The organism is Flagellimonas taeanensis, from assembly GCF_003584105.1.
Classification (GTDB): Bacteria; Bacteroidota; Bacteroidia; order Flavobacteriales; family Flavobacteriaceae; genus Flagellimonas; species Flagellimonas taeanensis.
On record NZ_QXFO01000023.1, the window covers coordinates 2501 to 29413 of the forward strand.

A 26913-nucleotide genomic window follows, 5' to 3' on the forward strand; every position below is an offset into this window, starting at 1 on the left:
AGGGGCTCCGACCGCTTGTAGGCGTATGGTTTCAGGGTCTTTTTCACTCCCTTGTTCAGGGTTCTTTTCACCTTTCCCTCACGGTACTGGTACACTATCGGTCTCTCAGGAGTATTTAGTCTTGGCGGATGGTCCCGCCGGATTCACACAGGGTTTCACGTGCCCCGCGCTACTCAGGATACCACTATCTTTAACGCTCCTTGCCCGTACGGGACTGTCACCCCTATCGTGCAGCTTTCCAACTGCTTCCGGTTCGTCACGCAAAGAATCCCGTGGTCCTACAACCCCAACATTGCCGAAACAACATTGGTTTGGACTAATCCGATTTCGCTCGCCACTACTCTCGGAATCACTTTTGTTTTCTCTTCCTCCGCCTACTTAGATGTTTCAGTTCAGCGGGTTCGCCCACCTTGCGGTGTGACAGGCCTTCAACCTGCCGGGTTGCCCCATTCGGACACCCACGGATCAATGCTCATGTGCAGCTCCCCGTGGATTTTCGCAGCTTATCGCGTCCTTCGTCGCCTCTGAGAGCCCAGGCATCCCCCATACGCCCTTCTTTTGCTTGTCGCACCTGTGCCTAAGCACAGATGCCCTCTCGTAATCCTTATATATTCTATTCTACTTCGTGTTTCTTCTTTTGACTTCGCCATGATGGTAAAACCATCACGCTCCGTCCCAATATGTCAATGAACTTTCTGGCACACCGCCACCGATCGGTGGACGGCACTTGCCGTGGTGGAGAATAAGGGAGTCGAACCCTTGACCTCCTGCGTGCAAGGCAGGCGCTCTAGCCAGCTGAGCTAATTCCCCATTACCAGTGGTCAGTTAACAGTTATCAGTTAACAGTACTATAACGGTAACCCAACACCTAGAATTTCCTATTCAATACTTCTTTTAAAGAACTTTTATAGACCCTGGCCCCAAAGGCCAAAAACCTGCGGCACTGCCGCTTCCGTAGTCTCAGGCAGACTCGAACTGCCGACCTCTACATTATCAGTGTAGCGCTCTAACCAGCTGAGCTATGAGACTGCATCGGCCCAAAAATGGGCAGTATACCAAAAAACATATCGCAAGACAGCAAAAGGGAAAAAACCATCCCGATGCGGGACCGGAAAAAATTCCGGGCGTCATCTTCTCTAGAAAGGAGGTGTTCCAGCCGCACCTTCCGGTACGGCTACCTTGTTACGACTTAGCCCTAGTTACCGATTTTGCCCTAGGCCGCTCCTTGCGGTGACGGACTTCAGGCACTCCCGGCTTCCATGGCTTGACGGGCGGTGTGTACAAGGCCCGGGAACGTATTCACCGGATCATGGCTGATATCCGATTACTAGCGATTCCAGCTTCACGGGGTCGAGTTGCAGACCCCGATCCGAACTGTGACCGGTTTTATAGATCCGCGCCCCCTTGCGGGGTGGCTTCCCTCTGTACCGGCCATTGTAGCACGTGTGTGGCCCAGGACGTAAGGGCCGTGATGATTTGACGTCGTCCCCACCTTCCTCACGGTTTGCACCGGCAGTCCCGTTAGAGTCCCCGACTTGACTCGCTGGCAACTAACGGTAGGGGTTGCGCTCGTTATAGGACTTAACCTGACACCTCACGGCACGAGCTGACGACAACCATGCAGCACCTTGCAGGCGGTCCGAAGAAAGGGATGTCTCCACCCCATGCAGCCTGCATTTAAGCCCTGGTAAGGTTCCTCGCGTATCATCGAATTAAACCACATGCTCCACCGCTTGTGCGGGCCCCCGTCAATTCCTTTGAGTTTCAACCTTGCGGTCGTACTCCCCAGGTGGGATACTTATCACTTTCGCTTGGCCACGGAGACAATGTCCCCACAGCTAGTATCCATCGTTTACGGCGTGGACTACCGGGGTATCTAATCCCGTTCGCTACCCACGCTTTCGTCCATCAGCGTCAGTACATGGTTGGTCACCTGCCTTCGCGATCGGTGTTCTATGTGATATCTATGCATTTCACCGCTACACCACATGTTCCGGCAACCCCACCATGACTCAAGACCTGCAGTATCAAAGGCAATTTTATGGTTGAGCCACAAACTTTCACCCCTGACTTACAGGCCCGCCTACGGACCCTTTAAACCCAATGATTCCGGATAACGCTCGGACCCTCCGTATTACCGCGGCTGCTGGCACGGAGTTAGCCGGTCCTTATTCTTACGGTACCGTCAGCCACCTACACGTAGGTGGGTTTCTTCCCGTATAAAAGCAGTTTACAACCCATAGGGCCGTCATCCTGCACGCGGCATGGCTGGATCAGTCTTCCGACCATTGTCCAATATTCCTCACTGCTGCCTCCCGTAGGAGTCTGGTCCGTGTCTCAGTACCAGTGTGGGGGATCCCCCTCTCAGGGCCCCTAACCATCGTTGCCATGGTGGGCCGTTACCCCACCATCAAGCTAATGGTACGCATGGCCATCCCTGTCCGATAAATCTTTAATCACAACATCATGCGATGTAATGATACCATGGGGCATTAATCCAAGTTTCCCTGGGCTATTCCCCTGACAGGGGCAGGTTCCATACGCGTTCCGCACCCGTGCGCCGGTCTCAGGGGTGCAAGCACCCCCTACCCCTCGACTTGCATGTGTTAGGCCTGCCGCTAGCGTTCATCCTGAGCCAGGATCAAACTCTTCATTGTCTATCGTTAAATATCTATCGAGACATCCTCAAAACAAATCCGGTCCTTGACATCAAAATGGCTTTAATTCTCTTTACGCTGTCTTTTGCAATATGTATATGAACTTCTTTTTCCTCCCCCGGTCTACACCTCTCGGCCTTCCCGGAGCGCCCTGCCTTATCAGCTAAGCGGGTGCAAATATAGAGAGGTTTAAATGATACCACAAAACAATTTCGATATTTTTTTTAAAAAAAACACATGTGATTGATTTGCAGCCTATTAAAGTACAATTTTTTTTGATTTCTCCAAAATTTCCATCAAACAAAAACAAGCCATAACCCTAATCCATTGATAGCATACAACTTAGCAAATGGGATACATACCTATTGTAAGCATCATATCTAGTTGGTATCTTTGCCACCATCCAAAAACAAGGAGCGTAGATGATCAAGATTACATTGCCTGATGGCGCGGTTAAGAAAGTTCCCGAAGGAACTACACCCATTGATATTGCAAAAAGCATCAGCGAGGGACTGGCCCGGAATGTCATTTCGGCCCAATTCAACAATACTGTTGTGGAAACTGTGACCCCACTCACCGAGGATGGCACGCTTACTTTATATACATGGAACGACACTGAAGGCAAAAAAGCTTTTTGGCACTCTACATCACACGTAGTGGCACAGGCCTTGGAAGAATTGTACCCGGGTATCAAACTGACCATCGGACCGGCCATTGAAAATGGATTCTATTATGATGTTGATTTTGGGGAGCATGCCCTATCGGAAAAGGATTTTCAAAAGATAGAACAAAAGGCCCTTGAAATTGCCCGAGGCAAACATGACTATAACATGCGAAGTGTATCCAAAGCGGATGCACTACAATATTATAAGGACCAAGGCAATGAGTACAAGATAGAGCTTATCGAAAACCTTGAGGACGGCACTATCACCTTCTGCGACCATAGCACCTTTACCGATCTATGCCGCGGGGGACACATTCCCAATACGGGAATCATAAAAGCTATCAAAATTCTCAGCGTTGCGGGTGCCTATTGGAGAGGGAACGAGAACAACAAACAGTTGACCCGTGTTTATGGAATTTCCTTCCCTAAACAAAAGGACCTTACCGAATATCTGGAACTTTTGGAAGAGGCCAAGAAAAGGGACCATCGAAAGTTGGGCAAGGAGCTGGAACTGTTCACTTTTTCCCAGAAAGTGGGACAAGGTCTTCCTTTATGGTTACCCAAGGGCGCTGCCCTAAGGGAGCGTCTGGAGCAGTTTTTAAAGAAGGCCCAAAAGAAAGCGGGCTACGAAATGGTGGTGACCCCACATATTGGCCAAAAGGAACTTTATGTCACTTCCGGTCATTATGCCAAATATGGCGAGGATAGCTTCCAGCCCATTCGCACTCCCAAAGAGGACGAAGAGTTCCTACTGAAACCAATGAACTGCCCACACCACTGCGAGATATACAACAGCAGCCCCTTCAGTTATAAGGACCTGCCCAAGCGCTATGCAGAATTTGGCACTGTATATAGGTACGAACAGAGTGGGGAGTTACATGGGCTCACACGAGTTAGAGGTTTCACCCAAGATGATGCCCACATATTCTGCACTACAGAACAGCTGAACGATGAGTTCAAAAATGTGATCGACCTTACCTTATATGTATTGAATTCTTTGGGTTTCAATAATTTTACAGCACAAGTATCTGTCCGCGACCTGAACAATCCAGAGAAATATATAGGCAATACAGATGATTGGGAAAAAGCGGAACAGGCCATCATCAATGCTGCCGAGGAAAAAGGACTGAACTATGTAGTGGAAAGTGGGGAAGCCGCTTTTTACGGTCCAAAGTTGGACTTTATGGTAAAGGATGCTCTCGGCAGGAATTGGCAGCTGGGCACTATTCAAGTGGATTACAACCTGCCCAAACGATTTGATCTTACCTATAAAGGTAGCGACAATGAACTCCACCGTCCCGTGATGATCCACCGGGCACCCTTTGGTAGTATGGAACGTTTCGTGGCCCTACTGTTGGAACATACTGGAGGGAACTTTCCGTTGTGGTTGATCCCCATACAGGCTATTATACTGCCCGTCAGTGAGAAACACGAAAAATATGCCGAAAAAGTTTTGAATTCATTGGAAAATCACGAAATTCGCGCGCTCATTGATAAGAGGAACGAGACCGTAGGGAAAAAAATCCGTGAGACCGAACTCAAGAAAATCCCCTTCATGCTCATCGTAGGTGAACAGGAGGAAGCATCCGGAACGCTTTCAGTAAGAAGGCACGGCGGCGAGGATTTGGGCAGTTTGAGCATAGATGCATTTTCCGACTTGGTAACTACTGAAATAAATAGTACCTTAAAGTCGTTCTAAAAAATTTAAGTTTAACTAAAAAGTATACGTCATAGCAATACGAAGAAGATTTAAGCCCCAACCCAGGAGGGAAAACAAGAACCCTCACAATATCAATGAAAAGATTACCGCTCCAGAAGTGAGGCTTGTTGGAGACAATGTGGAAATTGGAGTGTATCCAATTTCCAAAGCAAGGGAAAAGGCCAGTGAACTGGAACTGGATCTGGTGGAGATTTCACCAAATGCCAATCCGCCCGTCTGCAAGATCATAGATTACAAAAAGTTTCTCTATGAACAAAAGAAACGGGACAAAGTATTAAAGGCGAAGGCAACCAAGGTTGTCATCAAGGAAATACGGTTTGGTCCGCAAACGGATGACCATGATTATGAATTCAAGAAGCGACATGCCGAAAAATTCCTAAAGGATGGTGCCAAACTAAAAGCCTATGTCTTTTTTAAGGGCCGTTCCATTGTCTATAAGGACCAAGGTGAAATATTGCTGTTAAAATTGGCACAAGAGCTGGAAGAATTTGGAAAAGTGGAACAGATGCCAAAATTGGAGGGTAAACGGATGACCATGTTCCTCGCCCCAAAGACATCGAAAAAATAAAAAAACTGAACACTGTTCAGCAACAATAAGCGGAGTTAAAAACTAGGAAAATGCCTAAGATGAAAACAAAATCCAGTGCCAAGAAGCGTTTCAAGCTGACAGGTTCTGGTAAAATCAAGAGAAAGCACGCTTTCAAGAGTCACATCCTGACAAAAAAATCGAAGAAGCGTAAGCTAAAGCTGACCCATTCCACATTGGTTCACCCATCGGATGAGAACAGCGTATTGGAACAATTGCGTTTAAAATAATTGTTCAATCGGTACATTATTTATTAACCCTGGAGTTAGGCCAACAAAGTTCCCGTTTTTGGGGCGCCTACTACAAAAAAATGAAACATTATGCCAAGATCAGTAAATTCAGTTGCTTCACGAGCTAGAAGAAAAAAAGTGATGAAGCAGGCCAAAGGTTACTTCGGAAGACGTAAAAACGTTTGGACAGTAGCCAAAAATGCGGTTGAAAAAGCAATGCTTTATGCTTACCGCGACAGAAAGACCAAAAAGCGCAACTTCCGTTCCCTATGGATCACCCGTATCAATGCAGGTGCCAGATTACACGGAATGTCTTACTCTCAATTTATGGGGAAAGTAAAATCCAACGGAATAGAACTCAACAGAAAAGTTCTTGCGGATTTGGCCATGAACCATCCCGATGCCTTCAAGGCCATCGTTGAAAGAGTAAAGTAAAGATTTAATATAAACTTACCCCGCTTATTGAGATCCCGCCTTGTGTGGGATCTTTTATTTTTATACCACTTTCTTTGCAAAAAAAACTGGATAAATTAATTTCAACCAGAAAATCATTCTCGACCACGCTCGAACTGACAACTTCATTGTCTATTGTAAATTGTTCAATTGTTATTGTCCAAAAGCAGTAATCACCAACTTCCTTCCAGAAGCATAGTTCCTATGTTCGCAGAGATAGATGCCCTGCCATATGCCCACGTTCAATCTGCCCTTCGAAATGGGTATCTGCACCGAAGCCCCCATCAATGATGCCTTGATGTGTGCAGGCATATCGTCCGGCCCCTCATAATTGTGCACGTAGTAAGGCGCATTCTCGGGTACCATCTTGCTGATATGGCTCTCAAAATCGGTACGCACCGTGGGATCGGCATTCTCATTGATGGTCAAACTGGCTGATGTGTGCTTGATGAACACCTGCAACATTCCTATTTCTATTCTGTTGATTTCAGGAAGGGCATCCAAAACGGTATCCGTGATCAAATGAAACCCACGGGCGAAGGAGCGTAATTGTATTTCTTTCTGGTAAAAGTACATGGACAAACAATTCTTTCCCGACGAAATTAATATAAAGTTTACCAAAAGTGGTCCTGCCGTTCCCTGAATAAGGAATACCTTTGCAACTTAATTTCTTGAAAATGGATTTATCCCAGATCAAAATGGTGGTGACCGACATGGATGGTACCTTGTTGAACTCCAAACATGAAGTAAGCCCTAGATTTTTTGAAATTTTTGAAGAACTCAAGAAAAAGGACATCATTTTCGTGGCCGCCAGTGGCAGGCAGTACAATAGCATGGTGGATAAATTGGAATCCATCAAAAACGATATCATCGTGATTGCTGAAAATGGCGCCCTCATCAAACAGCAGGACAAAGTCCTTTTGACCACCCCCATCAACAAGGAGGAAGTGGGTCGTATCCTGGACATTGTACGGCCGCTCAAAGATGTACACCCGGTACTGTGTGGACAGTACAATGCCTATGCCAACGATGCATCCGACGCTTTTTTGACCATGCTACGAGAATATTATTCCGAGTTTGACATAGTCAAGGACCAGACTGAAGTGGAAGCCGAAGTGCTCAAAATAGCCATTTATCATTTTGAGGATTCCGAAAAATACATCTATCCCTCCGTGAAACAATTGGAAGACAATCTAAAGGTCAAGGTGTCCGGGGCCAATTGGGTGGATGTTTCGCACAAGAATGCACACAAAGGCTATGCACTGCAAAAGGTCATGGATCAGCACCAAATTGCGGCGAATCAGGTCATGGTCTTCGGGGATTACAACAATGACTTGGAAATGATGCAACTCTCCAATTATAGCTTTGCCATGGCCAATGCCCATCCCAATGTCAAAAAGGTGGCCAAATACGAAACCGTGAGCAATAACGAGTTTGGAGTGGAACGGGTCTTGGAAAAACTGCTATAAAAATATTCTATTTACCTAACTTACAATAAGTTGCTTTGTTAAAATTTGTATCTTCAAGGGCATTCAACCAAAAGCAACAATATGGCTCCCTTAAAAAAAGAAGATATCAAACAAGAGGTCTTTGACCTATACGATGATTATGCCCACAACAAGTTGGACCGGAGGGAATTTATGGAAAAACTCTCCGTGTATGCCGTAGGGGGCATCACCATGGCTTCCCTGTTGAGCTTTATGATGCCCAACTATGTGGATACCCTATTGGTCCAACCCAATGACCCAAGACTCGATTCCGAATTTATCACTTACAATTCACCAAAAGGTGGCGGCGATATCCGTGGATTGCTGTCCAAACCCAAAGATGCCACTGGTAAACTGGGTGGTATTGTGGTAGTACACGAAAACCGTGGGCTCAATCCCTACATAGAGGATGTGGGGCGAAGGGCCGCTTTGGCAGGGTTCATTTCCTTGGCACCAGATGCCTTGACCCCTCTTGGCGGATATCCCGGCAATGATGACGATGGGAGGGCACTGCAACGCCAGCGGGACCGAGATGAAATGTTGGAAGATTTCATTGCTGCCTTCGATTATCTCAAAAACCACAAGGATTGCAATGGAAAAGTAGGCGTGGTCGGTTTCTGTTTTGGTGGATGGATTTCCAATATGATGGCGGTAAAAGTTCCAGACCTTGCAGCTGCCGTTCCATTTTATGGAGGTCAACCCGCTGATGATGAAGTGGCCCAGATCAACGCTCCTTTATTGATCCATTACGCGGGATTGGATGAAAGAGTGAATGCTGGATGGGAAGCGTATGAGACAAAATTGAAAGAACTCGGAAAGGACTATGAAACCCATTTTTATCCAGAGGTGAACCACGGATTCCACAACAATACGACACCACGTTTTGACCAAGCTGCCGCAGATTTGGCTTGGGAGCGGACCATTGCCTTCTTCAAGGAAAAATTGGTCTAGGTCTTCTGTTTTTTCTTTCGGGCGGCAGGAAAAAGGACATTGTTCAAGATCAAACGGTACCCCGGTGAAGTGGGATGTAGTTCCAGTTCTGTTTTGGGGTCCCCTACCCTATGTTGGTAATCTTCCGGGTCATGGCCTCCATAAAAAGTAAAGAAACCCTTACCCTTGATACCATGGATATACCGGGCCTCCCCATTAATCTTGTTCTCGCCCAGGACCATCACGGTAGGCTTTATCTCGTTTCTCGCGAAAGCCGTGGTCTGTCCCATAAAGCCTTTTACCAAACTGGTGTGGTTCTGTGTCAGCATGGTGGGCACGGGATCCCACTTGGCCGAAAACTCCATCAAAGAAAAATAATCAGACTCTTTGGGCACATTTCCCCGTTTGACGGTCATGTCGATGGATGAAAACTCGTACTTCAAGGGATTCCGCTCCAAGATAAAATTGGTAAAGGCAAAGGTATTGCCATAATCCAGTTTCGACTGATAGTTGGCGTCCGATGGGTCACCATCGAACATGGGCTCACAGATATCCACATTTTCCGCTGCCAAGGCGATATCAAAACTGTCCGTTGCCGAGCACATGGCAAACATGAACCCACCACCGATCACATAGTTCCGTATTTTGAGGGCCACGGCCAATTTCTCATCGGAAACCTTGTCATAACCCAATTCACGGGCCAATTCCTCGGCCTGTTCCTTGGCTTCAATATACCATGGAACCGACCTGTAGGCCCCATAGAACCTACCATATTGCCCGGTAAAATCTTCATGGTGCAGGTGCAACCAATCGTATAGTGCCAATTTATCGCTAAGCACCTCTTCGTCATAAATGGTCACATAGGGAATCTCGGCGTAGGTGAGCACCATGGTCACCGCATCGTCCCACGGTTGGTTTTCTTTAGGGGAATACACTGCAATCTTGGGCGCTTTTTCCAGAACAACGGCATCTTGGTTCTGGGATGGGCTACTGATCTCGTCCAAGATCTGTTCGGCCTGTCCATCGGTAAGCACTTCAAAAGAAACCCCGCGGATCTGGCATTCCTTTCGGATGGCATCCCCATCGGGCAATAAGAAAGAGCCGCCACGGTAGTTCAGTAACCATTGTACCTTTTGTTGTTTGGAAAGTACCCAATAGGTGATTCCATAGGCCTTCAAATGGTTTTCCTGGCCTTCGGCATCCATAGGAATAAGGATGACTGAAGCGAAAGACTGTACTGAAAATAAGAGAATAAGAAAAAGAAGACCTCTCGACTGCGCTCGAGGTGACAGAAAAGTAGTTTTTTTAAAACGGTACGTCATTGTCATCTGGGTCATCGTCACTGTTCATTGCGCTGCCAAAAGCTTCGTCCGCACTGGGGAATTTTGGCGTTGCAAAGGGATTTTCCTCATCCGCGTTCATCTTCGATTGGAATTCGAACGGAGAGTCAAAGTCATCCAAGTTATCAAATTTACCCAGAGCACCCACAAATTTTAACCTAATATTATCCAATCCACCATTACGGTGCTTGGCCACAATGAACTCAGCCTGACCTTGGGTCGGGGTACGCTCCTCATCGTCCCATTCGTCAATTTTGTAATATTCGGGCCTGTAGATGAACGATACGATATCGGCATCCTGCTCAATGGCCCCGGATTCCCTCAAATCCGAAAGAATGGGCCTCTTGCTCCCCCCTCGGGTTTCCACCGCCCTGGAAAGCTGGGAAAGTGCGATGACCGGAACATCCAATTCCTTTGCCAATGCCTTCAGGTTTCGGGAAATGGTGGAAATCTCCTGCTCGCGGTTCCCTCCTTTTTGGCTGCCCCCGGCCGTCATCAACTGCAAGTAGTCGATGATAATGAGCTTGATCTTGTGTTGGGAGGCCAATCGCCTGGCCTTCGCCCTAAGGTCAAAAATGGAAAGCGATGGGGTATCATCAATGAACAAAGGTGCTTTTTCCAAAGCCTTTACCTTGACGTTCAATTGCTCCCATTCGTGTTTTTCCAACTTTCCTGTCCTCAATTTCTCGGAAGAAAGTCCGGTCTCGGAAGATATCAAACGTGTGATCAACTGTACAGATGACATCTCCAAGGAGAAAAAAGCGACCGCATTCCCTGAATTAACGGCAATGTTACGGGCCATGGACAAGGTCAGGGCCGTTTTACCCATACCTGGCCGTGCTGCCACGATGATCAAATCACTGGGCTGCCAACCAGAGGTCAGTTTGTCCAATTTATCAAATCCCGAAGGAATTCCACTCAGCCCTTCTTTGTTTGAGATTTCCTCGATTTTCTTTTTGGCCTGGATCACCAAGTTCTGGGCCGTTTCCGCAGAGCGTTTCAAGTTTCCTTGGGTAACCTCGTACAATTTGGCCTCCGCATTGTCCAAAAGGTCGAATACGTCGGTGGAGTCACTATAGGCCTCCTCGATGATCTCACTGGAAATCTTGATCAGGCTCCTTTGGATGTACTTTTGAAGGATGATCCTGGCGTGGAACTCTATATGTGCTGAAGAAGCTACTTTTTGAGTGAGTTTGATCAAATAAAAATCACCACCCACGGCTTCCAACCTGCCTTCTTTCTTTAGTTGGGAGGAAACGGTTAATAAATCCACTGGCTCCGAGGATTCAAACAACTTGAAGATGGCCTCATAAATGTACTTATGGGCATCCTTATAGAAAACGTCAGGATGCAGAATATCAATCACCTCATCCACCCCTTTCTTGTCAATCATCATTGCGCCTAGAACAACTTCCTCTAAATCAACTGATTGTGGAGGTATCTTCCCTCTTTCAAGACTAATCAAGGTTGATTTGTCCACTCTATGTGCTATGATGGGGCTAGGTTTTTCCATAAATGCGAAAGTAGCTAATTAACCTTTAGTTAACTTTAATTCGAATGAATACGATTTTCACAGGTGTTCAACAATACGGTTGTTGATAACTTTGAATACCTGTTGATAACATAAAAAAAAGCGAGGATAAAACCTAATAAAAAAAGTTAGCCTCTGAAAAACAAGAATTATTCGCTGAACACGCCCATGGAAGCATATTTTTCCATGCGGGTCTTCACTAGGTCTTTTGGTGATAACTTTTTGAGTTCTTCGTAATGGGAAGAAATTTTGTTCTTGACCGTTTCAAAGGTTTTTTCCCTATTGGCGTGTGCACCGCCAAGGGGCTCCTTCACGATTTCGTCCACCAGTTTTTGCTTTTTCATGTCGGCCGCAGTCAGCTTCAGTGCTTCGGCGGCTTGTTCCTTATATTCCCAGCTTCTCCATAGAATGGAAGAGCAGGATTCTGGGGAAATCACGGAGTACCATGTGTTCTCCAACATGAGCACCTTGTCCCCCACGCCAATGCCCAATGCACCTCCGGAAGCTCCTTCACCAATAATGATGACGATGATCGGCACTTTCAGGCGTGTCATTTCCAAAATATTCCTCGCAATGGCTTCCCCCTGTCCACGCTCTTCGGCCTCAATGCCAGGATATGCGCCGGGGGTATCGATAAAGGACACTACGGGAATGCCAAACTTCTCTGCAGATTTCATCAAACGAAGCGCCTTTCGATAGCCTTCTGGGTTGGCCATACCAAAGTTTCGGTATTGCCTCGTCTTGGTATTATATCCTTTTTGCTGGCCGATGAACATGTAGCTTTGGTCCCCGATCTTACCAAGACCGCCTATCATGGCCTTGTCGTCCTTCACGTTTCTATCACCGTGCAGCTCCAAGAAAGTGTCCCCACAAATGGCCTTGATGTAGTCCATGGTATATGGTCTGTTGGGGTGCCTTGAAAGTTGGACACGTTGCCATGCGGTCAAGTTCTTGTATATGTCCTTCCGGGTCTCCTCCAGTTTTTTCTCGATCTGCGAACAGGTCTCTGTGACATCTACTTCACTCTCTTCCCCTATTACCATACATTTTTGAAGTTGGTCTTCAAGTTCCTTAATGGGAAGTTCAAATTCTAGATATTCCATGGAAAGTTGCTGTTTTCAATAAAAAATAATGGGGACAAATATAAAACTTTATAGGTTACCCGTGCCAATTGTTCCATGCTTTTAACGCCGGACAGATGACCATTTCGACCATCATCGTTTGGCTTTCATCAGCATATAAACGGCAAAGGCCCCGAAAATAAGGTTGGGGATGAGCACCGCCAAAAGTGGCGAAAAGCCGGACTGTTCGGCCAGTGTCCCAAACACCTTGTCAAAGAAAATATACACAAAGGCCACCCCTATGCCAAAGGCCAAGTTAAGCCCCATGCCGCCCCTTCTTTTTACGGAGGAAACGGCAACGGCGATCACCGTTAGGATGAAGGCCGCAATGGGCAGGGCCCAGCGCTTGTATTTTACCAGCACGTAGGCATTGATGTTGGATGCTCCCTTTCTCCTCTGGTCATCGATAAAATCATTGAGCTCAAAAAGGTTTTTGGTCTCCGCTACATAGGAAACCGGGGTGAGGTCGTCTATCTCAAATGCAAAAATGGTATCCAACCTGCTCTTGGTCTGGATGAGTTCTACCCCGTTCCTCACTTTTCGGTTCACATAATTGGTAAGCCTGTAGACACTGTCGGTATCCACCCAACGGATATTACTGGCGGAAATCTTATAATCCAACTGTTGGATGGAATCAAAGTGCTCATAGGTGAAGTTGTACCCTATTTTACGGTTAGGGTCAAAACTGCTCACATAGATATAATCGTTCTCGTTCAACTGGTTGAAGATGTTTTCCGTGACCCGGTCGTTCCTTCCCTTCTTGAAATACTTGTATTCAAATTCGTTGAAACCGATACTGGCATGGGGCACAATGAACATCCCCATCATAAAGATCAGGATAGCTACAAGGGTAGCACCTATAAAATAAGGTCTCAAAAAACGCCAATAGGACACTCCTGAACTCAAAATGGCCACGATCTCGGTATTGCTGGCCAATTTTGAAGTAAAGAAAATGATGGACAGAAAAAGAAAAATGGGGAGCAACAGGTTTCCGATCACCAAGGTAAAATTACCGTAAAAGACAATGACCTCGGACAAAGGGGCCTCGTTGTCTATGATCTTGCCGATCTTCTCCGCCAAGTTGGCCATGATCCCGATGGGCACAAAAAGCATGAGCATCCCCATAAAGGTGATCAAATAGCGCTTTAATATGTACCTATCAAGTATGGTAAGCATTACAGTCTCTTGTCCATTTGTTGTACCATCTTGGTTTTCCACTCCTGGAAATCCCCTGCTAAAATACGTTCTCTTGCCGTACGTACCAACCACAGATAAAACCCAAGGTTGTGAATGGTCGCTATCTGTTTGCCCAAATACTCATTGGCAGCAAACAAATGTCTTAGGTAGGCCTTGGAATATTCGGTATCCACAAAGGTAATCCCCATTTCATCCAAGGGCGAAAAATCGTTTTCCCACTTCTTGTTCTTGATATTGATGGTGCCATGGGCCGTGAACAACATCCCGTTCCTCGCATTGCGGGTGGGCATCACACAATCGAACATATCAACCCCAAGGGCTATGTTCTCCAATATATTGATGGGCGTTCCCACACCCATAAGGTATCTCGGTTTGTCCTCTGGTAGGATATCGCATACCAATTCTGCCATTTCATACATTTCCTCTGCAGGTTCCCCCACCGATAGTCCACCAATGGCATTTCCCTCAGCACCCACCGAAGCGATATATTCTGCGGATTGTTTCCTTAAATCCTTATAGGTGGACCCTTGCACTATGGGGAAAAAACTTTGGGAATATCCATACTTGAACGGCAGTTTTTCCAAGTGCGAGATACAACGGTCCAACCATCTGTGGGTAAGGTGCATGGAACGCTTGGCATATTGGTAGTCACATGGATACGGTGTGCATTCGTCAAAGGCCATGATGATGTCCGCACCTATGGTGCGTTGGATTTCCATGACATTTTCTGGCGTGAAGAAGTGGTTGGAGCCATCGATGTGGGATTTGAACTTGACCCCTTCCTCCTTGATCTTCCTGTTTCCAGAAAGGGAATACACTTGGTAGCCCCCACTGTCGGTCAGGATATTTCGGTCCCATCCCATAAACTTGTGCAAACCTCCGGCCTCTTCCAAGATCCCGGTACCTGGCCGCAGATATAAATGATAGGTATTTCCCAAAATGATATCCGGGTCAATATCGTCCCGTAGTTCTCGTTGGTGCACCCCCTTCACCGAGGCCACCGTGCCTACTGGCATAAAGATGGGGGTCTGTATGGTTCCATGGTCAGTGGTGATCTCCCCTGCCCTTGCCTTGCTCTTATTATCCTTCTGTAGTAAGGTAAACTTCAAACGGTAATCTTTTAAGACCGCAAATATAGCCAACTCCTTTCCGCAATCCCTTAACAAAAAAATAAAGTTTGCAGGGCGGCACTTTTTGTGAAATAATTCTTTTACACTTGTTTAGCCCAACGAATGCGGTTATTTTTGGTATCCTAAAACAAACACAATGCCGAATACTCAAAAATTGCAAGACCTGGTGGTCCAGGTCAGAAGGGACATTTTGCGAATGGTCCACAAGGTGAATTCCGGACATCCCGGGGGATCTTTGGGCTGTACCGAATTTTTTGTGGCCCTGTACAACGAGATCATGGATCTAAAGGAAGGATTTGATATGGATGGTAAAGGAGAAGATCTTTTCTTCCTGTCCAATGGACACATCTCGCCGGTATTTTATAGCGTTCTGGCCCGAAGGGGTTATTTTCCCATTGAGGAACTGGGCACTTTTAGGTTGATCAATTCCAGACTTCAAGGACACCCGACCACTCATGAAGGATTGCCCGGCGTGCGTGTTGCCTCGGGATCTTTGGGACAGGGCATGTCCGTTGCCATTGGTGCGGCATTGGCCAAAAAGTTGAACGGCGACGACCATTTGGTCTTCAGCCTCCACGGGGATGGGGAACTGCAGGAAGGACAAAATTGGGAAGCCATCATGTATGCTGCCGGAAACAAAGTGGACAACCTCATTGCCACCGTGGATAGAAACGGACAGCAAATTGATGGGGCCACAGAAAATGTACTTCCGCTGGGCGATGTCGGTGAAAAGTTCAGGGCATTTGGCTGGGATGTCATGCACATCGAAAACGGCAACGACCTCGATCAGGTCATAGCAGGTTTGAAAGAGGCCAAAAGTAGGACCGGAAAAGGAAAACCCGTTTGTATCGTGATGACCACGGAAATGGGCAACGGAGTGGACTTTATGATGCACACCCATGCTTGGCACGGAAAAGCGCCAAACGATGAGCAATTGGCCAACGCATTGGCACAGAACCCGGAAACCCTAGGCGATTATTAATTCAGAAAAAGATACGATGACCAAATATACAGATCAAGGAAAACAGGATACCCGTAGCGGATATGGGGCGGGAATGACAGAACTGGGCAGGACCAACCCCAACGTGGTGGCCCTATGTGCCGATTTAGTGGGATCATTGAAGATTGAGACCTTTATCGAGGAAAACCCCGAACGCTTCTTCCAAGTGGGGATAGCCGAAGCCAACATGATGGGCATTGCGGCCGGCCTTACCATTGGGGGAAAGATTCCATTTGCCTCTTCCTTTGCCAATTTTGCCACAGGAAGGGTGTATGACCAAATCCGTCAGTCCATTGCCTATTCGGACAAGAATGTGAAAATATGTGCTTCACATGCCGGACTCACTTTGGGTGAGGATGGCGCCACGCACCAGATTTTGGAAGATATCGGCCTAATGAAAATGTTGCCGGGCATGACCGTCATCAACCCATGCGACTTTAACCAGACCAAAGCTGCCACCATAGCCATTGCCGAGCACCACGGTCCGGTCTACCTTCGATTTGGAAGGCCAAAAGTGGCCAATTTCACTCCTGTAGACCAAAAGTTCGAGATCGGGAAGGCTGTTATGCTCAACGAGGGAACCGATGTGACCATCATTGCCACCGGACATTTGGTATGGGAAGCCCTATTGGCTGCCGAAAGCCTCGAAAACCAGGGTATTTCTGCGGAAGTGATCAATATACACACCATTAAACCGCTGGACGAAAAGGCCATTTTGGACTCTGTAAAGAAGACAGGCTGCGTAGTGACCGCCGAGGAACACAACTACCTTGGAGGACTTGGGGAAAGCGTGGCTCGTACATTGACCATGCACCATCCAGTGCCCCAGGAATTTGTGGCCACCTATGATACTTTTGGCGAAAGTGGGACACCTGAACAACTCATGGAGAAGTACGGACTCAACAATAAAGCCATCGAAAAAGCCGTTTTAAGGGTGTTGAAACGTAAATAGTTTCAGATGCCTCCTTTGGGAGGTGCTTCAATCTTTTAAAATGACACTTATGAAAAAAACACTTTTGATTGCTGCGTTTGCCCTTTTTGGGACGGCTGCAATGGCCCAGAGTGGCTCAGGATTCGGTCTCAAGGCTGGATTATCGTACAACAAGAACGGGGATTTGATCAGTTCCGTAGGTGAAGGTGGACAGGACATCGTGGAAGGTGCCAAGGGAAAGGCAGGTTACCATGTTGGTGTTTGGGGAAAGCTGGACTTTCCTAAAATCTACCTGAGACCTGAATTGGTGTATTCCAAGACCAAGAGTTCCTATGATGTGGAGGGCAGTTCACAGGATTATGACATCTCAAAATTGGATCTGCCCGTGCTATTGGGCTACAAATTGATAGGCCCTTTGCATGTCTTTGCAGGTCCTGCTTTCCAATATACCTTGAAAAACGAACTTGAAGGCCTGGAAGTAGAGGATGTGGAAAACGATTTCACTGTTGGCCTGAATGCAGGTGTCGGGGTGAATCTAGGAAATGTAGGACTGGATGTTCGTTACGAGCGTGGTTTCTCCGAGAATGAGGCCGAGATCATCGATATTCCAGATGGTAGGGTAGATTCCAGACCTTCGCAGGTTATCTTTGCCCTCTCCTTGAAACTGTAAAACTTGTTTCTTGAATGGAATAAAAAATCCCGCTTAATGAGCGGGATTTTTTTATGTCTTATTATTTGGTATCCGGATCCAAGAAATCTGGCACTCCGTCTTTATCGGCATCAGGATAGGGAAGTATGATGACGTCATTGTCATCGGTAATCTCCCTACGAGTCAGAACACCATCTCCATCATCATCAATGTCCCTGAAATTGGGGAGGCCATCCTCATCGGTATCATCATCGAACATGAAACCATTTCCGTTCAAATCCTCCTCAATAGAAGGAACTCCGTCATTATCACTATCGGTGTCTTCCACATACAAGCCCAATTCAACCTTGAACAGTAGAACGGAATATATGGGAATCAATGTGCGTGAACTATTGAAATATCCCAGACCAGAGGGTATGATCAAAATACCTTTTCCACTATTGGCAATGGAATAGGTACCATCAGCATTCTCAATCACCTGATCGGGGGTTCCTGATTTCAACTGGGCAATACCATTGGCAAATCCCCTGACCGAGCTGGGCAATTCGAACCAGACGTAATCTTGGTTTTCATCGAACAATGTTCCATTCAACAATGACCCTTGGTATTTTATCAAAGTGGAATCCGCATAAGTCGGGCTCCGCTCCGCTCCGCCTTCCTGGACTTCTATATAGTACAATTTGTGCGGTACATCTTCTTCCCCTGCACTGAGACCTAACTGACTTGATGAAACATTGATAGTGACCGATTGGGCAAACTCCATCATCGGTGTCTTTTCAGAATTCTCCCCTGCAATGGTATCTATCACAATCCTGTAATCAAAACCTTCAGGTTCGTTCTCAAAGTCTTCGTAATTGTAAAAGTGGGTGTTCAAGAATTCCACAATCTCGGCGTCGTCCTCTGGTGCCACATCGCTCAGTAGACTAGGTGGCACTACTGTGGCACCGGAGCCATTATCGTCATTTTTACAAGAAAAAAATGCTAAAGCGAAAACCAAAGAAACAAAAGTCCCGTACCTCATCAAGTTTGTCATTTAGCTGCGCAAGATACAATTTTCAATTATTTTTGTTCCGTCCATTAACAAACATTTGCAAAGACCATGCGCATAGACAAGTACCTTTGGTGCACCAGATACTACAAAACCCGGAACCTTGCCTCGACTGCCGTGAAAAAAGGCCAGATCAAGGTGAACGGTACCGTGGTGAAGCCTTCCAGGGAGGTGTATCCCATGGATCAAATTGTTTTGAGAAAGGACCAAATCGACCATCAACTTACCGTACTGGACATTCCAGAGAGCCGGGTGGGGGCCAAACTGGTGGACATCTACCGGAAGGACACCACCCCAAAAGAGGCTTTTGAGCATAACGAGCTGCTGCAGTTCGCCAAAACCCATTACAGGAAAAAGGGACTTGGTCGCCCCACCAAAAAGGACAGAAGGGACATGGACGATTATTTGGACGAATCTGAATGATCTGTTTCATATCTTTGATACAACAATTCACACCATGAAGAACCGCATTCTTACCCACGAACAGATCCAACATATCGTAAAGCGCATTGCCTACCAAATTTATGAGACCAATGTGGACGAAAAAATCATCGTGGTGGCCGGAATCAATGGCGGTGGGGTCAATTTTGCCAAAAAAATTGTGGCCATGCTCAAAAAGATCACCGACGCGGAGATTGTATTGTGCAAAATGGACATGGACAAAAAAAATCCCCTGAAAAGTGGAGTGTCCACCTCCATTTCAGAAGATACCTATACGGATAGGTCCATTGTACTGGTGGACGATGTGTTGAATTCGGGGACCACCTTGATCTATGGCACACACCATTTCCTGAAAACTCCGATAAAACAGTTGAAAACGGCCGTTCTGGTCAACAGGAACCATAAAAAATACCCCATCAAGGCCGATTTTAAGGGTATATCGCTCTCCACATCGCTCAATGAACACATCAAAGTGGTGTTCGAGTCCAAAAACGATGCGGTGTACTTAGAGTAGCCTTTTTTCTATTTCCTTTACCACAGTCTCTACGTCCTTTCCGCCACAGTCGACCACATGGGTCGCGAGGGAATAGTAGGGTATGCGCTCAAAAAGGTGTTTGCCTATGAACTCTGGAAGATCGGCATCGGCGATGTTTCGTACCAGAGGCCTTTGCTCCTTTTCCTTGGCGATTCTGTCCACTAGTTCGGGAATGGGCAATTGGAGGTAAACGGAATGATCGGCCTTTTCCAAGATGGTCTGCATATTGTTCCCATAGCAAGGGGTTCCCCCACCGGTCGAAAGCACCATGGATGGATTTTCATCCAAGACCCTGGACAGCATTTGATGTTCCAATTTTCTGAAATAAATCTCTCCTTTTTCCAAAAAAATGGTTTTGATGGATTTTTTTTCCTGTTTTTCAATATAGTCATCCAAATCGATGAACCCAGCCCCTAATTGTCTGGCCAACAACTTCCCAACGGTTGACTTTCCGCTTGCCATATATCCCATCAAAACTATTTTCATTTGCCGTAATCGTTTGCTGTTTCAAAAAAACACAAATTTATCATTAATTCACCTTTGTAAAATAGATTATTGATGTTATATTTGCACCCGCTTAGCAAAACAGCTAGGCGTTTTTAAAATGACCTGGTAGCTCAGTTGGTAGAGCATTTCACTTTTAATGAAAGGGTCCCGGGTTCGAGCCCCGGCCAGGTCACTTTTAAGGTACCATTAAAAATAAAAATCCTGTAAATCAATAAGTTTACAGGATTTTGCATTTTTTACCATATCATTTGATTTGATATAATATGGTTTAAAAGAGTTCACAAATCGTCAACATTGCATTTTTAAATCGTCAACATTCGTCAATATGCGAATTTTGACCTGAAAATGGGACGATTTTCCTGTGGTTGATTTGACTTTCGTAGAAGATTGTTCAATTAAAAATCTGTCATCTATGAGATCGACCAACACATTTTCCATCCTTTTTTGGCAATATGCGCAACGTGCCGATGTCAACAATGAAGCAGGGCTTTATGACAAGATCGGTTTGAACGGCAAAAAGGCCAACATCAGTTTAAAGAAAAAACTGAACATCAAATTGTGGGATTCTAAAACCAGACATGCAGGAACATTGTTTCCAAAAATCTCCAATCAAAAGCTCAACAGTTATTGAAGGAAGTAGCGGATTTATGCAAGATCGAAAAAAACCTGACATTCCACATGGCTAGACATACATTTGCCACCACGGTCACACTCTCCCGGTAAAAACAACCAAGGTTTTTATTTTGCCCACTTTGTTCATATCGGATCGGTCTTCGATTTTTTTCATGTCATGCCATTGTTTACCTATGATACAGGAGGGGTGCGTACCCGTTCTGGCACACACAGCAATCTATAGGTGGACTGCAATGGCAGCTACCTTCGCTTGAATCAAAGATGGAATCCTGAGTCAATTTTTGATCTAATCTCGTTAACAAAGCCATATCATTATTAAAAAAACTAGGGAATGTTGGGAAGCAATCTTGAAAACTTGAACATCTAACAAGATTGAAGTAAGAGTCTTTTCCTTGTGATTCGTTTTATGTTCATTATGCCACGAAACCTGCCACATCACATTTCAATCTTTACCAAAGCTACAAAAGGAGCAAGTTTGGGGGTTTGGATGAGGATATCATTGCTTCATTCCCAAATCCCCGGATATTGAAGGAACATCGGAGGAAAATGATCCGGAAAGGGAATTTTAGTACACTACAAATAAGTTGTACTGGTTTGATAGGGTAAGACAATCATAGTAGTTTTTCTGTCCTATTGATTATACGCTGCAGCAAACTCTCCTTCGGTTACTTCAAGTAAATTGTCATCCACATCCCGTAACAAACCGGAGAAAGTCCCTTTTACCCCCCAATCGTCCATACTTGTAATGTTTAAGGTAAAGTAGGTCCCACTTGACCTACCACCAATAAAACATTCTGTTCCTGTATGGGTTTCCCCGTCATAAACTTGCATACAATATTGCCCGTCCAACTCAGGAGATGACTCCCCGGCAACAGAGTATGTGCCTTCAATTATGTTTTCCTCGGAAACAAGCATAATTCCAAATGAGGGGGATTTGTTGATATTCTCTTTCTCAAATCCTCCTACCACAACAAAATGCACGGTTTCCTCTTGTGGTGGGTCGTTTGCATTGACGAAATTATTAAATTCCTTTAGCTCACCATTGAGTCTACATCTCAAAAAACCTTCTCCGGACACCGTATTGCCATCATCTTTTGAGCAACTCTTAAACAATACCGAGAGTAGTATAAGAGACAGGAAAATAGGTAGTTGTTTCGTTCTTAAATGCAGATTTTGAGAGATCATGTTTCAGTTTTAAATACCAAGTTTAGAGCTGAATAAAATTATTGGGCTCTTATGTATTGGGCAATCACTCAAACCATGTAATTTTTTCTAATGATTTTTGAGTACTGCCTTTTGAAAAATGATAAGCTACATTAAAACAATTATGTGCTCTATTCCCTTTATAAAAACCAAAAGTTTTAAGATAAGTCTACCTTGGGGATGTGTTGTCAATGAAAGTTATTTGAATGCTCTAAAGTAGTTGACTCCTTTACGCTCAGTGTCCCCAATCAGCTTGGTTAAGCATGAAATGCTTCTTGCAATTCGGTCCAATTCGGGATGACTGAACCATAAATGTCAGCCCCATTGTTCAAAAAAACATGCAACTTTAGTTATGGTTCCACATAGGTGTTCATACGCTGGATGGTCCCGTCTGGACGATGTTTGAGCTGGGTCATTTTCACACTTCGCAAATGGGTCTTTCCACCCGACATGGAGCTATCATGGAAGAACAACCACCACTTGCCTTGATACTCCACAATGGAATGATGGTTGGTCCATCCCAAAACAGGATCCAAAATCACCCCTCTATAGGTAAAAGGCCCATAAGGGCTGTCCCCTGTGGCATACACAATTTTATGGGTGTCCCCTGTGGAATAGGACAGGTAATATTTGTCCTTATATCGATGTACCCAGGCGGCCTCAAAAAATCTTCGATTGTTATCCCCTGTGGTAATGGGATTCCCGTTTTCATCGAGTATCATCACATCCTTGGGTTCCTCGGCAAAGCCAGCCATGTCATCGGCCAACAGGGCAACTTTGGGGGAAAGTGCAGGAGCATCATCTGCGGGATAGGTATCTTCGCCATGGTATTCATTATTTCTCCATCTCTGGAGTTGACCGCCCCAAATACCGCCAAAGTACATATAATACTTGCCATCGGTATCTTCAAAAACCGCAGGGTCCATACTGTAGCTTCCCTCTATGGGTTTGTCCATGGCCTTGAACGGCCCTTCGGGCGTGGTACTTTTGGCCACCCCAATTCGAAAGATGTCCTCCTTGTCCTTTACGGGAAAATAGAGAAAATACTCCCCATCTTTATGGGCCGCATCTGGGGCCCACATCTGCCTTCCGGCCCAAGGCACATCATCTATGTGCAGTGCCAGACCATGATCGGTCACCTCCCCTCCTACACTATCCATGGAAAACACATGGTAATCCTCCATGTTGAAATGGCTCCCCAGATCGTCCTCGGGAATACCAGACTCAAAATCGTGGGAAGGATAAACATATAGTTTTCCATTGAACACATGGGCCGAAGGGTCTGCGGTGTACAATTCGGAAGATACTGTATAAACTGTATCGGGAGTCTTTCCAATGGTGTCCACTACACTTACACTATCGGTTTCATTATTGGCCCCAGCAGGAGTTTCCTTTTGGCGCTTACAGCCAAAAGTCCCCAAAGCAACTACAGATGACAATAAAACGGGGGAAATACTTCTTATCATGCATTTTTTGTGGATGGAAAATGTGTTTTTCATAAGATACAAGGAAAGTTAATGTGTTAAAAGTAATCATTCTTCTTTAATTACAATCGTTTGCTTTTAATTGTTCAAAATCTATAATACTGTTTATTAACACATTAATCATTTGAATAAACAGGGCATCCTAATTTTAACATGTAAATTTTAAAAAATAAACGCAACCGATTGCGTAAACAAATATATTGTGTATATTTAACACATTCAAAAAAATATGAGCACTTTTTTGCCATAATCGGAGTAATTAACTAAACAGAATCAAAACTTAGTAACATGACTGAACAACTATTATTTGTTTCTACAAAGGGCAAATGGTCCACACCATTGCATTTGTACCTAACAAGCTTTTTGTTATTTGTTTTTTGCACGACTGCTTTTGCGCAGAACACCGTTTCGGTTTCCGGTACTGTGACCGATGGGTCCGGCGCACCTATTCCAGGGGTCAGCATTATTGTGCAGAACACGACAAATGGAACAACCACAGACTTTGACGGGAATTATGTGATCGAACTGGCTTCCAATGCCACCCTTGAGTTTCGCTATCTTGGGTTTGTCACTCAAACGATTGCGGTAAATGGAAGATCTACCGTGAACGTTCAAATGGCAGAGGACACCCAACAACTGGATGAAGTTGTGATAATTGGGTATGGTACCCAAAGAAAAGAATCGATAACAGGTTCTGTGGTATCCATTAAGGGAGAGGAACTGAGCGAGGTGCAAAGTGCCAACTTCACTCAAGCACTTGTGGGACGCGCCGCTGGTGTAAACATTGCCTCTACCAGTACACGGCCGGGAGCTGCACCGCAAATTCAAATTCGTGGCGTACGCTCGCTTACAGCGTCAAACGACCCCCTAATTGTATTAAATGGTATTCCTTTCTCCGGGGGACTCAGTGATATCAACCAAAACGATATTGAGAGCTTGGATATCTTGAAGGATGCCTCCGCCACGGCCATTTATGGTTCCAGGGGTGCCAACGGGGTAATCATCATCACAACAAAATCGGGCAAAAAGGGGCAAAAGGCGCAATTCACTTACAACTCCTATTATGGTACCAAGGAAGTATTTGCCAAGTTACCAGTAATGAATACTGCCCAATTATTGGAATTACGTGAAATTGCCGCTGCCAATGGCACCGGAACGCCCACAGGAAATGATGAAAGTGTTGATAATGATACCGATTGGCAAGATCTATTGTTTGGATCATCGATGCAAACCGCGCATGATATCACTGTACAAGGGGGTACTGAAAATGGTACCTACAATGTAGGTTTGGGCTATTTTAAAGAGACTTCTCCTGTTCCCGGTGATTCTTTTCAAAGGTATTCCCTGCGCTTTTCATTGGACCAAGAGGTGGGCAAATTATTTCGCTATGGGGTAAACTCAGTGATGAACTATAGCATTACCAATAGTATAGTTGGTCCAGCCGGGGTGTATACTGCATCTCCTCTTTTAAGTCCTTATGATGAAAATGGAAACTTTTTGGAATCTGTTAGGCTTACGGATGGTCAAGACCAAGTATTTATCCCCACACGAAATGAGATCAACCGAATTGGAAAACGAAGAGCAAACGAACAATTGGACTTCGGTACCTATAACAACGTTTACGGTGAACTTAAAATGCCCTTTATTGCTGAAGGCCTTAAGTACCGCCTTAACATTGGTCTTAACCTAAGGTCGAGCAGAGATGGTGATTTTACGGGCCAGGGTGTCTTTAGTTTTAATCCGGATCAACCTAACTCGGCCAGTTACGGTACTAGTCTTACCCGGGACTATGTAGTTGAGAACCAATTGATTTTCGACCGTACCTTTGCCGATAAGCACAAAGTGAATTTTGTGGGGCTTTTTTCGGCTCAAGGAAATGATTTTGATAATTCTTTTATCCGGGTTCAAAATATACCGGACGAAAACGATTTATGGTACAATACGGATTCAGCCTTATTGGAAGATGTAATGGATTACGATACCAGTTATACAGAATGGGGGTTGTTATCTTTGATGGGAAGGGTGTTGTATGAATATGACAACCGTTACCTGCTTACTGCTACTATACGATCAGATGGGTCTTCTCGATTATCTCCTGGGAACAAGTGGTATACTTATCCTGCGGTATCCGTAGGGTGGAACATTGCCAATGAAGCCTTTATGGATAATGTTGATGCGATCAACCAATTAAAATTAAGGGCGGGCTATGGAGAAACCTCCAATCAGGCCATTGATCCCTTTTCGGTTCAAGGACGACTAAACGGTGGTGACACCAATCCTGCATATAATTTTGGTGATACCTTTTCAAATGGTTATGTGGTGACCCAATTGCCCAATCCAGACTTAAAATGGGAGTTTTCGCAAACCTATAATTACGGTATTGATTTTGGACTGTTCAATAATCGCCTTTCTGGAACGGTCGAGTATTATGAAACCAAAACCAACAATATTCTGCTTAACCTCGGCCTACCAAGTACTTCTGGCGTAAACAACGTAACCAGTAATGTGGGTAAAACAAAGGGCAACGGTGTGGAAATAGCACTGAATGCCACCCCAATCCAAACTTCGGATTTCACCTGGGATGTAGGCGTTAACTTCTATACCAACAGAAATGAGATTGTGGAATTGGCATCCGGTCAACAAGAAGATGTAGGTAACCTATGGTTTGTAGGCCAACCCCTTAGCGTTATCTATGATTATGAACGATTGGGATTGTGGAATGCCGATGATGAAGGTGCCGAATATCTAGAACAATATGAACCAGGCGGTAATTTAGGTATGATTCGGGTTCGATATACTGGGGAGTTTAATCCGGATGGTTCTCCGGTCCGACAAATCAATGCTGATGACAGGGTAGTTATAGATCCGACTCCTGATTTCCGAGGTGGGTTCAATACTCGTTTGACCTATAAGAATTTTGATCTGAGCATGGTGGGCGCATTTCAGAGTGGCGGCATTTTGGTAAGCACCCTACACAATACTAACGGTAACACCATGAGACTAAATGGTAGGGGAAACAACCTTAACGTGGAGTATTGGACCCCAACCAATACAGATGCCAAATATCCTGCACCAGGGGGCATAGGGGGAGACCGCCCAAAATATGGTAGTACCTTGGGATATTTTGATGGCTCTTACCTGAAAGTACGTGCCATGACCTTGGGCTATAGATTTGACCCCAATGTGATCAAGGCAATGGGAGCCAAAAATTTATACCTATATGCCACAGTACAAAACCCATTTGTACTATTCTCCGATTTCCACGATGAATCGGGCTTAGATCCAGAAATCACAAATTCCGGGGTAAACAACGACGGAGTTAGGCAAAATTCGGATATAGATACCAATCAGATTCTTTCCAAGAATATCCCGACCATCGGTACCAATGTACCATCTACACGAAATTATTTATTTGGATTAAATGTAACTTTCTAAA

The 26913-nt window shown here is 45.3% G+C and carries 22 protein-coding genes, 3 tRNA genes, 2 rRNA genes and 2 pseudogenes (1 of these 29 running past the window's edge); 15 read left to right on the forward strand and 14 right to left on the reverse strand.

Annotated elements, in window-relative coordinates; genetic code table 11:
* The 4 genes from D2V93_RS11470 to D2V93_RS11485 form a co-directional block, all read right to left on the reverse strand.
* Positions 1-569: ribosomal RNA gene (locus D2V93_RS11470) — 23S ribosomal RNA — on the reverse strand (it extends 2248 nt beyond the left edge of the window).
* Between the two features lie 164 nt (positions 570-733).
* Positions 734-810: transfer RNA gene (locus tag D2V93_RS11475), tRNA-Ala, on the reverse strand.
* A 145-nt stretch (positions 811-955) separates the two neighbouring features.
* Positions 956-1029, reverse strand: a tRNA-Ile gene (locus tag D2V93_RS11480).
* Positions 1030-1140: 111 nt separating this feature from the next.
* Positions 1141-2657: ribosomal RNA gene (locus D2V93_RS11485) — 16S ribosomal RNA — on the reverse strand.
* Together the 16S and 23S rRNA genes with 2 tRNA genes alongside form the textbook arrangement of a ribosomal RNA operon.
* Positions 2658-3079: 422 nt before the next feature.
* Between D2V93_RS11485 and thrS the strand changes: the two genes are divergently transcribed.
* From thrS to rplT, 4 genes are all read left to right on the forward strand, one after another.
* The gene (thrS, locus tag D2V93_RS11490; protein WP_072879916.1) at positions 3080-5020 is read left to right on the forward strand and encodes a threonine--tRNA ligase; all 1941 of its coding nucleotides are present in this window, start codon (positions 3080-3082) and stop codon (positions 5018-5020) included.
* Positions 5021-5057: 37 nt separating this feature from the next.
* The gene (infC, locus tag D2V93_RS11495; RefSeq protein ID WP_072879914.1) at positions 5058-5609 is read left to right on the forward strand and encodes a translation initiation factor IF-3; all 552 of its coding nucleotides are present in this window, start codon (positions 5058-5060) and stop codon (positions 5607-5609) included.
* A gap of 50 nt (positions 5610-5659) precedes the next feature.
* Complete coding sequence (rpmI, locus tag D2V93_RS11500) at positions 5660-5857, forward strand: 50S ribosomal protein L35 (RefSeq protein ID WP_072879913.1); 198 nt, start codon at positions 5660-5662, stop codon at positions 5855-5857.
* A gap of 90 nt (positions 5858-5947) precedes the next feature.
* On the forward strand, positions 5948-6292 hold the full coding sequence (rplT, locus tag D2V93_RS11505; RefSeq protein ID WP_072879911.1) for a 50S ribosomal protein L20: 345 nt from the start codon (positions 5948-5950) through the stop codon (positions 6290-6292).
* 171 nt (positions 6293-6463) lie between these two features.
* Here the strand turns inward: rplT and D2V93_RS11510 are convergent, their stop codons facing one another.
* A complete protein-coding gene (locus tag D2V93_RS11510; RefSeq protein ID WP_119619609.1) occupies positions 6464-6886 on the reverse strand; it encodes a secondary thiamine-phosphate synthase enzyme YjbQ in 423 nt (140 codons plus the stop codon).
* Between the two features lie 101 nt (positions 6887-6987).
* Between D2V93_RS11510 and D2V93_RS11515 the strand changes: the two genes are divergently transcribed.
* Positions 6988-7779, forward strand: a complete 792-nt coding sequence (locus D2V93_RS11515) for an HAD family hydrolase (protein ID WP_072879907.1) — start codon at positions 6988-6990, stop codon at positions 7777-7779.
* A gap of 81 nt (positions 7780-7860) precedes the next feature.
* Positions 7861-8748, forward strand: coding sequence for a dienelactone hydrolase family protein (locus tag D2V93_RS11520; RefSeq protein WP_072879905.1), 888 nt, complete (start codon positions 7861-7863; stop codon positions 8746-8748).
* On the opposite strand, the gene D2V93_RS11525 is transcribed toward D2V93_RS11520, so the two are convergent.
* From D2V93_RS11525 to tgt, 5 genes are all read right to left on the reverse strand, one after another.
* Positions 8745-10049: a Clp protease/crotonase-like domain-containing protein gene (locus tag D2V93_RS11525; protein ID WP_119619665.1), complete on the reverse strand. Its 1305-nt coding sequence runs from the start codon at positions 10047-10049 to the stop codon at positions 8745-8747. The genes D2V93_RS11520 and D2V93_RS11525 overlap by 4 nt on opposite strands.
* The gene (gene dnaB / locus D2V93_RS11530; protein WP_072879903.1) at positions 10033-11580 is read right to left on the reverse strand and encodes a replicative DNA helicase; all 1548 of its coding nucleotides are present in this window, start codon (positions 11578-11580) and stop codon (positions 10033-10035) included. The genes D2V93_RS11525 and dnaB overlap by 17 nt, the downstream gene beginning before the upstream one ends.
* 167 nt (positions 11581-11747) lie before the next feature.
* Complete coding sequence (locus tag D2V93_RS11535; protein WP_072879901.1) at positions 11748-12701, reverse strand: acetyl-CoA carboxylase carboxyltransferase subunit alpha; 954 nt, start codon at positions 12699-12701, stop codon at positions 11748-11750.
* Between the two features lie 111 nt (positions 12702-12812).
* Positions 12813-13895 (reverse strand): LptF/LptG family permease, encoded by a 1083-nt coding sequence (locus D2V93_RS11540; RefSeq protein ID WP_119619666.1) that lies wholly within the window; start codon positions 13893-13895, stop codon positions 12813-12815.
* Positions 13895-15025: a tRNA guanosine(34) transglycosylase Tgt gene (gene tgt / locus D2V93_RS11545; protein ID WP_119619667.1), complete on the reverse strand. Its 1131-nt coding sequence runs from the start codon at positions 15023-15025 to the stop codon at positions 13895-13897. Before tgt ends, D2V93_RS11540 begins: the two co-directional genes overlap by 1 nt.
* A 157-nt stretch (positions 15026-15182) precedes the next feature.
* On the opposite strand from tgt, the gene D2V93_RS11550 reads away from it, so the two are divergent.
* The 3 genes from D2V93_RS11550 to D2V93_RS11560 are packed head-to-tail and all read left to right on the forward strand — an operon-like array spanning position 15183 to position 17647.
* On the forward strand, positions 15183-16028 hold the full coding sequence (locus D2V93_RS11550) for a transketolase (RefSeq protein ID WP_119619610.1): 846 nt from the start codon (positions 15183-15185) through the stop codon (positions 16026-16028).
* A 16-nt stretch (positions 16029-16044) separates the two neighbouring features.
* Positions 16045-16998 (forward strand): transketolase family protein, encoded by a 954-nt coding sequence (locus tag D2V93_RS11555; RefSeq protein WP_072879897.1) that lies wholly within the window; start codon positions 16045-16047, stop codon positions 16996-16998.
* Between the two features lie 49 nt (positions 16999-17047).
* Positions 17048-17647 (forward strand): outer membrane beta-barrel protein, encoded by a 600-nt coding sequence (locus D2V93_RS11560; protein WP_119619611.1) that lies wholly within the window; start codon positions 17048-17050, stop codon positions 17645-17647.
* Between the two features lie 61 nt (positions 17648-17708).
* Here D2V93_RS11560 and D2V93_RS11565 read toward each other — a convergent pair whose 3' ends face one another.
* Positions 17709-18647 carry an FKBP-type peptidyl-prolyl cis-trans isomerase gene (locus D2V93_RS11565; protein WP_147377407.1) on the reverse strand — a complete coding sequence of 313 codons (939 nt, stop codon included), beginning with the start codon at positions 18645-18647 and terminating at the stop codon, positions 17709-17711.
* 78 nt (positions 18648-18725) lie between these two features.
* On the opposite strand from D2V93_RS11565, the gene D2V93_RS11570 reads away from it, so the two are divergent.
* Positions 18726-19097 carry an RNA-binding S4 domain-containing protein gene (locus D2V93_RS11570; protein ID WP_072879893.1) on the forward strand — a complete coding sequence of 124 codons (372 nt, stop codon included), beginning with the start codon at positions 18726-18728 and terminating at the stop codon, positions 19095-19097.
* 34 nt (positions 19098-19131) lie between these two features.
* Positions 19132-19629 carry a phosphoribosyltransferase family protein gene (locus tag D2V93_RS11575; RefSeq protein ID WP_072879891.1) on the forward strand — a complete coding sequence of 166 codons (498 nt, stop codon included), beginning with the start codon at positions 19132-19134 and terminating at the stop codon, positions 19627-19629.
* Here the strand turns inward: D2V93_RS11575 and D2V93_RS11580 are convergent.
* Positions 19621-20136, reverse strand: coding sequence for a shikimate kinase (locus tag D2V93_RS11580; RefSeq protein ID WP_072879889.1), 516 nt, complete (start codon positions 20134-20136; stop codon positions 19621-19623). The two genes, D2V93_RS11575 and D2V93_RS11580, sit on opposite strands and share 9 nt — an antisense overlap.
* Before the next feature lie 120 nt (positions 20137-20256).
* On the opposite strand from D2V93_RS11580, the gene D2V93_RS11585 reads away from it, so the two are divergent.
* The 3 genes and pseudogenes from D2V93_RS11585 to D2V93_RS18675 all read left to right on the forward strand — a co-directional run.
* A tRNA-Lys gene (locus D2V93_RS11585) sits at positions 20257-20329 on the forward strand.
* A gap of 240 nt (positions 20330-20569) precedes the next feature.
* A pseudogene (locus D2V93_RS18985) lies at positions 20570-20689 on the forward strand (hypothetical protein); the annotation flags it as partial.
* A 57-nt stretch (positions 20690-20746) separates the two neighbouring features.
* Positions 20747-20874: pseudogene (locus tag D2V93_RS18675) on the forward strand (site-specific integrase); the annotation flags it as partial.
* Between the two features lie 546 nt (positions 20875-21420).
* Here the strand turns inward: D2V93_RS18675 and D2V93_RS11590 are convergent.
* Positions 21421-21975, reverse strand: coding sequence for a hypothetical protein (locus D2V93_RS11590; RefSeq protein ID WP_119619613.1), 555 nt, complete (start codon positions 21973-21975; stop codon positions 21421-21423).
* Between the two features lie 368 nt (positions 21976-22343).
* Positions 22344-23459, reverse strand: coding sequence for a glycoside hydrolase family 43 protein (locus D2V93_RS11595; protein WP_119619668.1), 1116 nt, complete (start codon positions 23457-23459; stop codon positions 22344-22346).
* A gap of 381 nt (positions 23460-23840) precedes the next feature.
* Here D2V93_RS11595 and D2V93_RS11600 point away from each other — a divergent pair, with 381 nt between their 5' ends.
* Positions 23841-26912, forward strand: coding sequence for a SusC/RagA family TonB-linked outer membrane protein (locus D2V93_RS11600; RefSeq protein ID WP_245978211.1), 3072 nt, complete (start codon positions 23841-23843; stop codon positions 26910-26912).
* Position 26913: the final 1 nt, after the last annotated feature.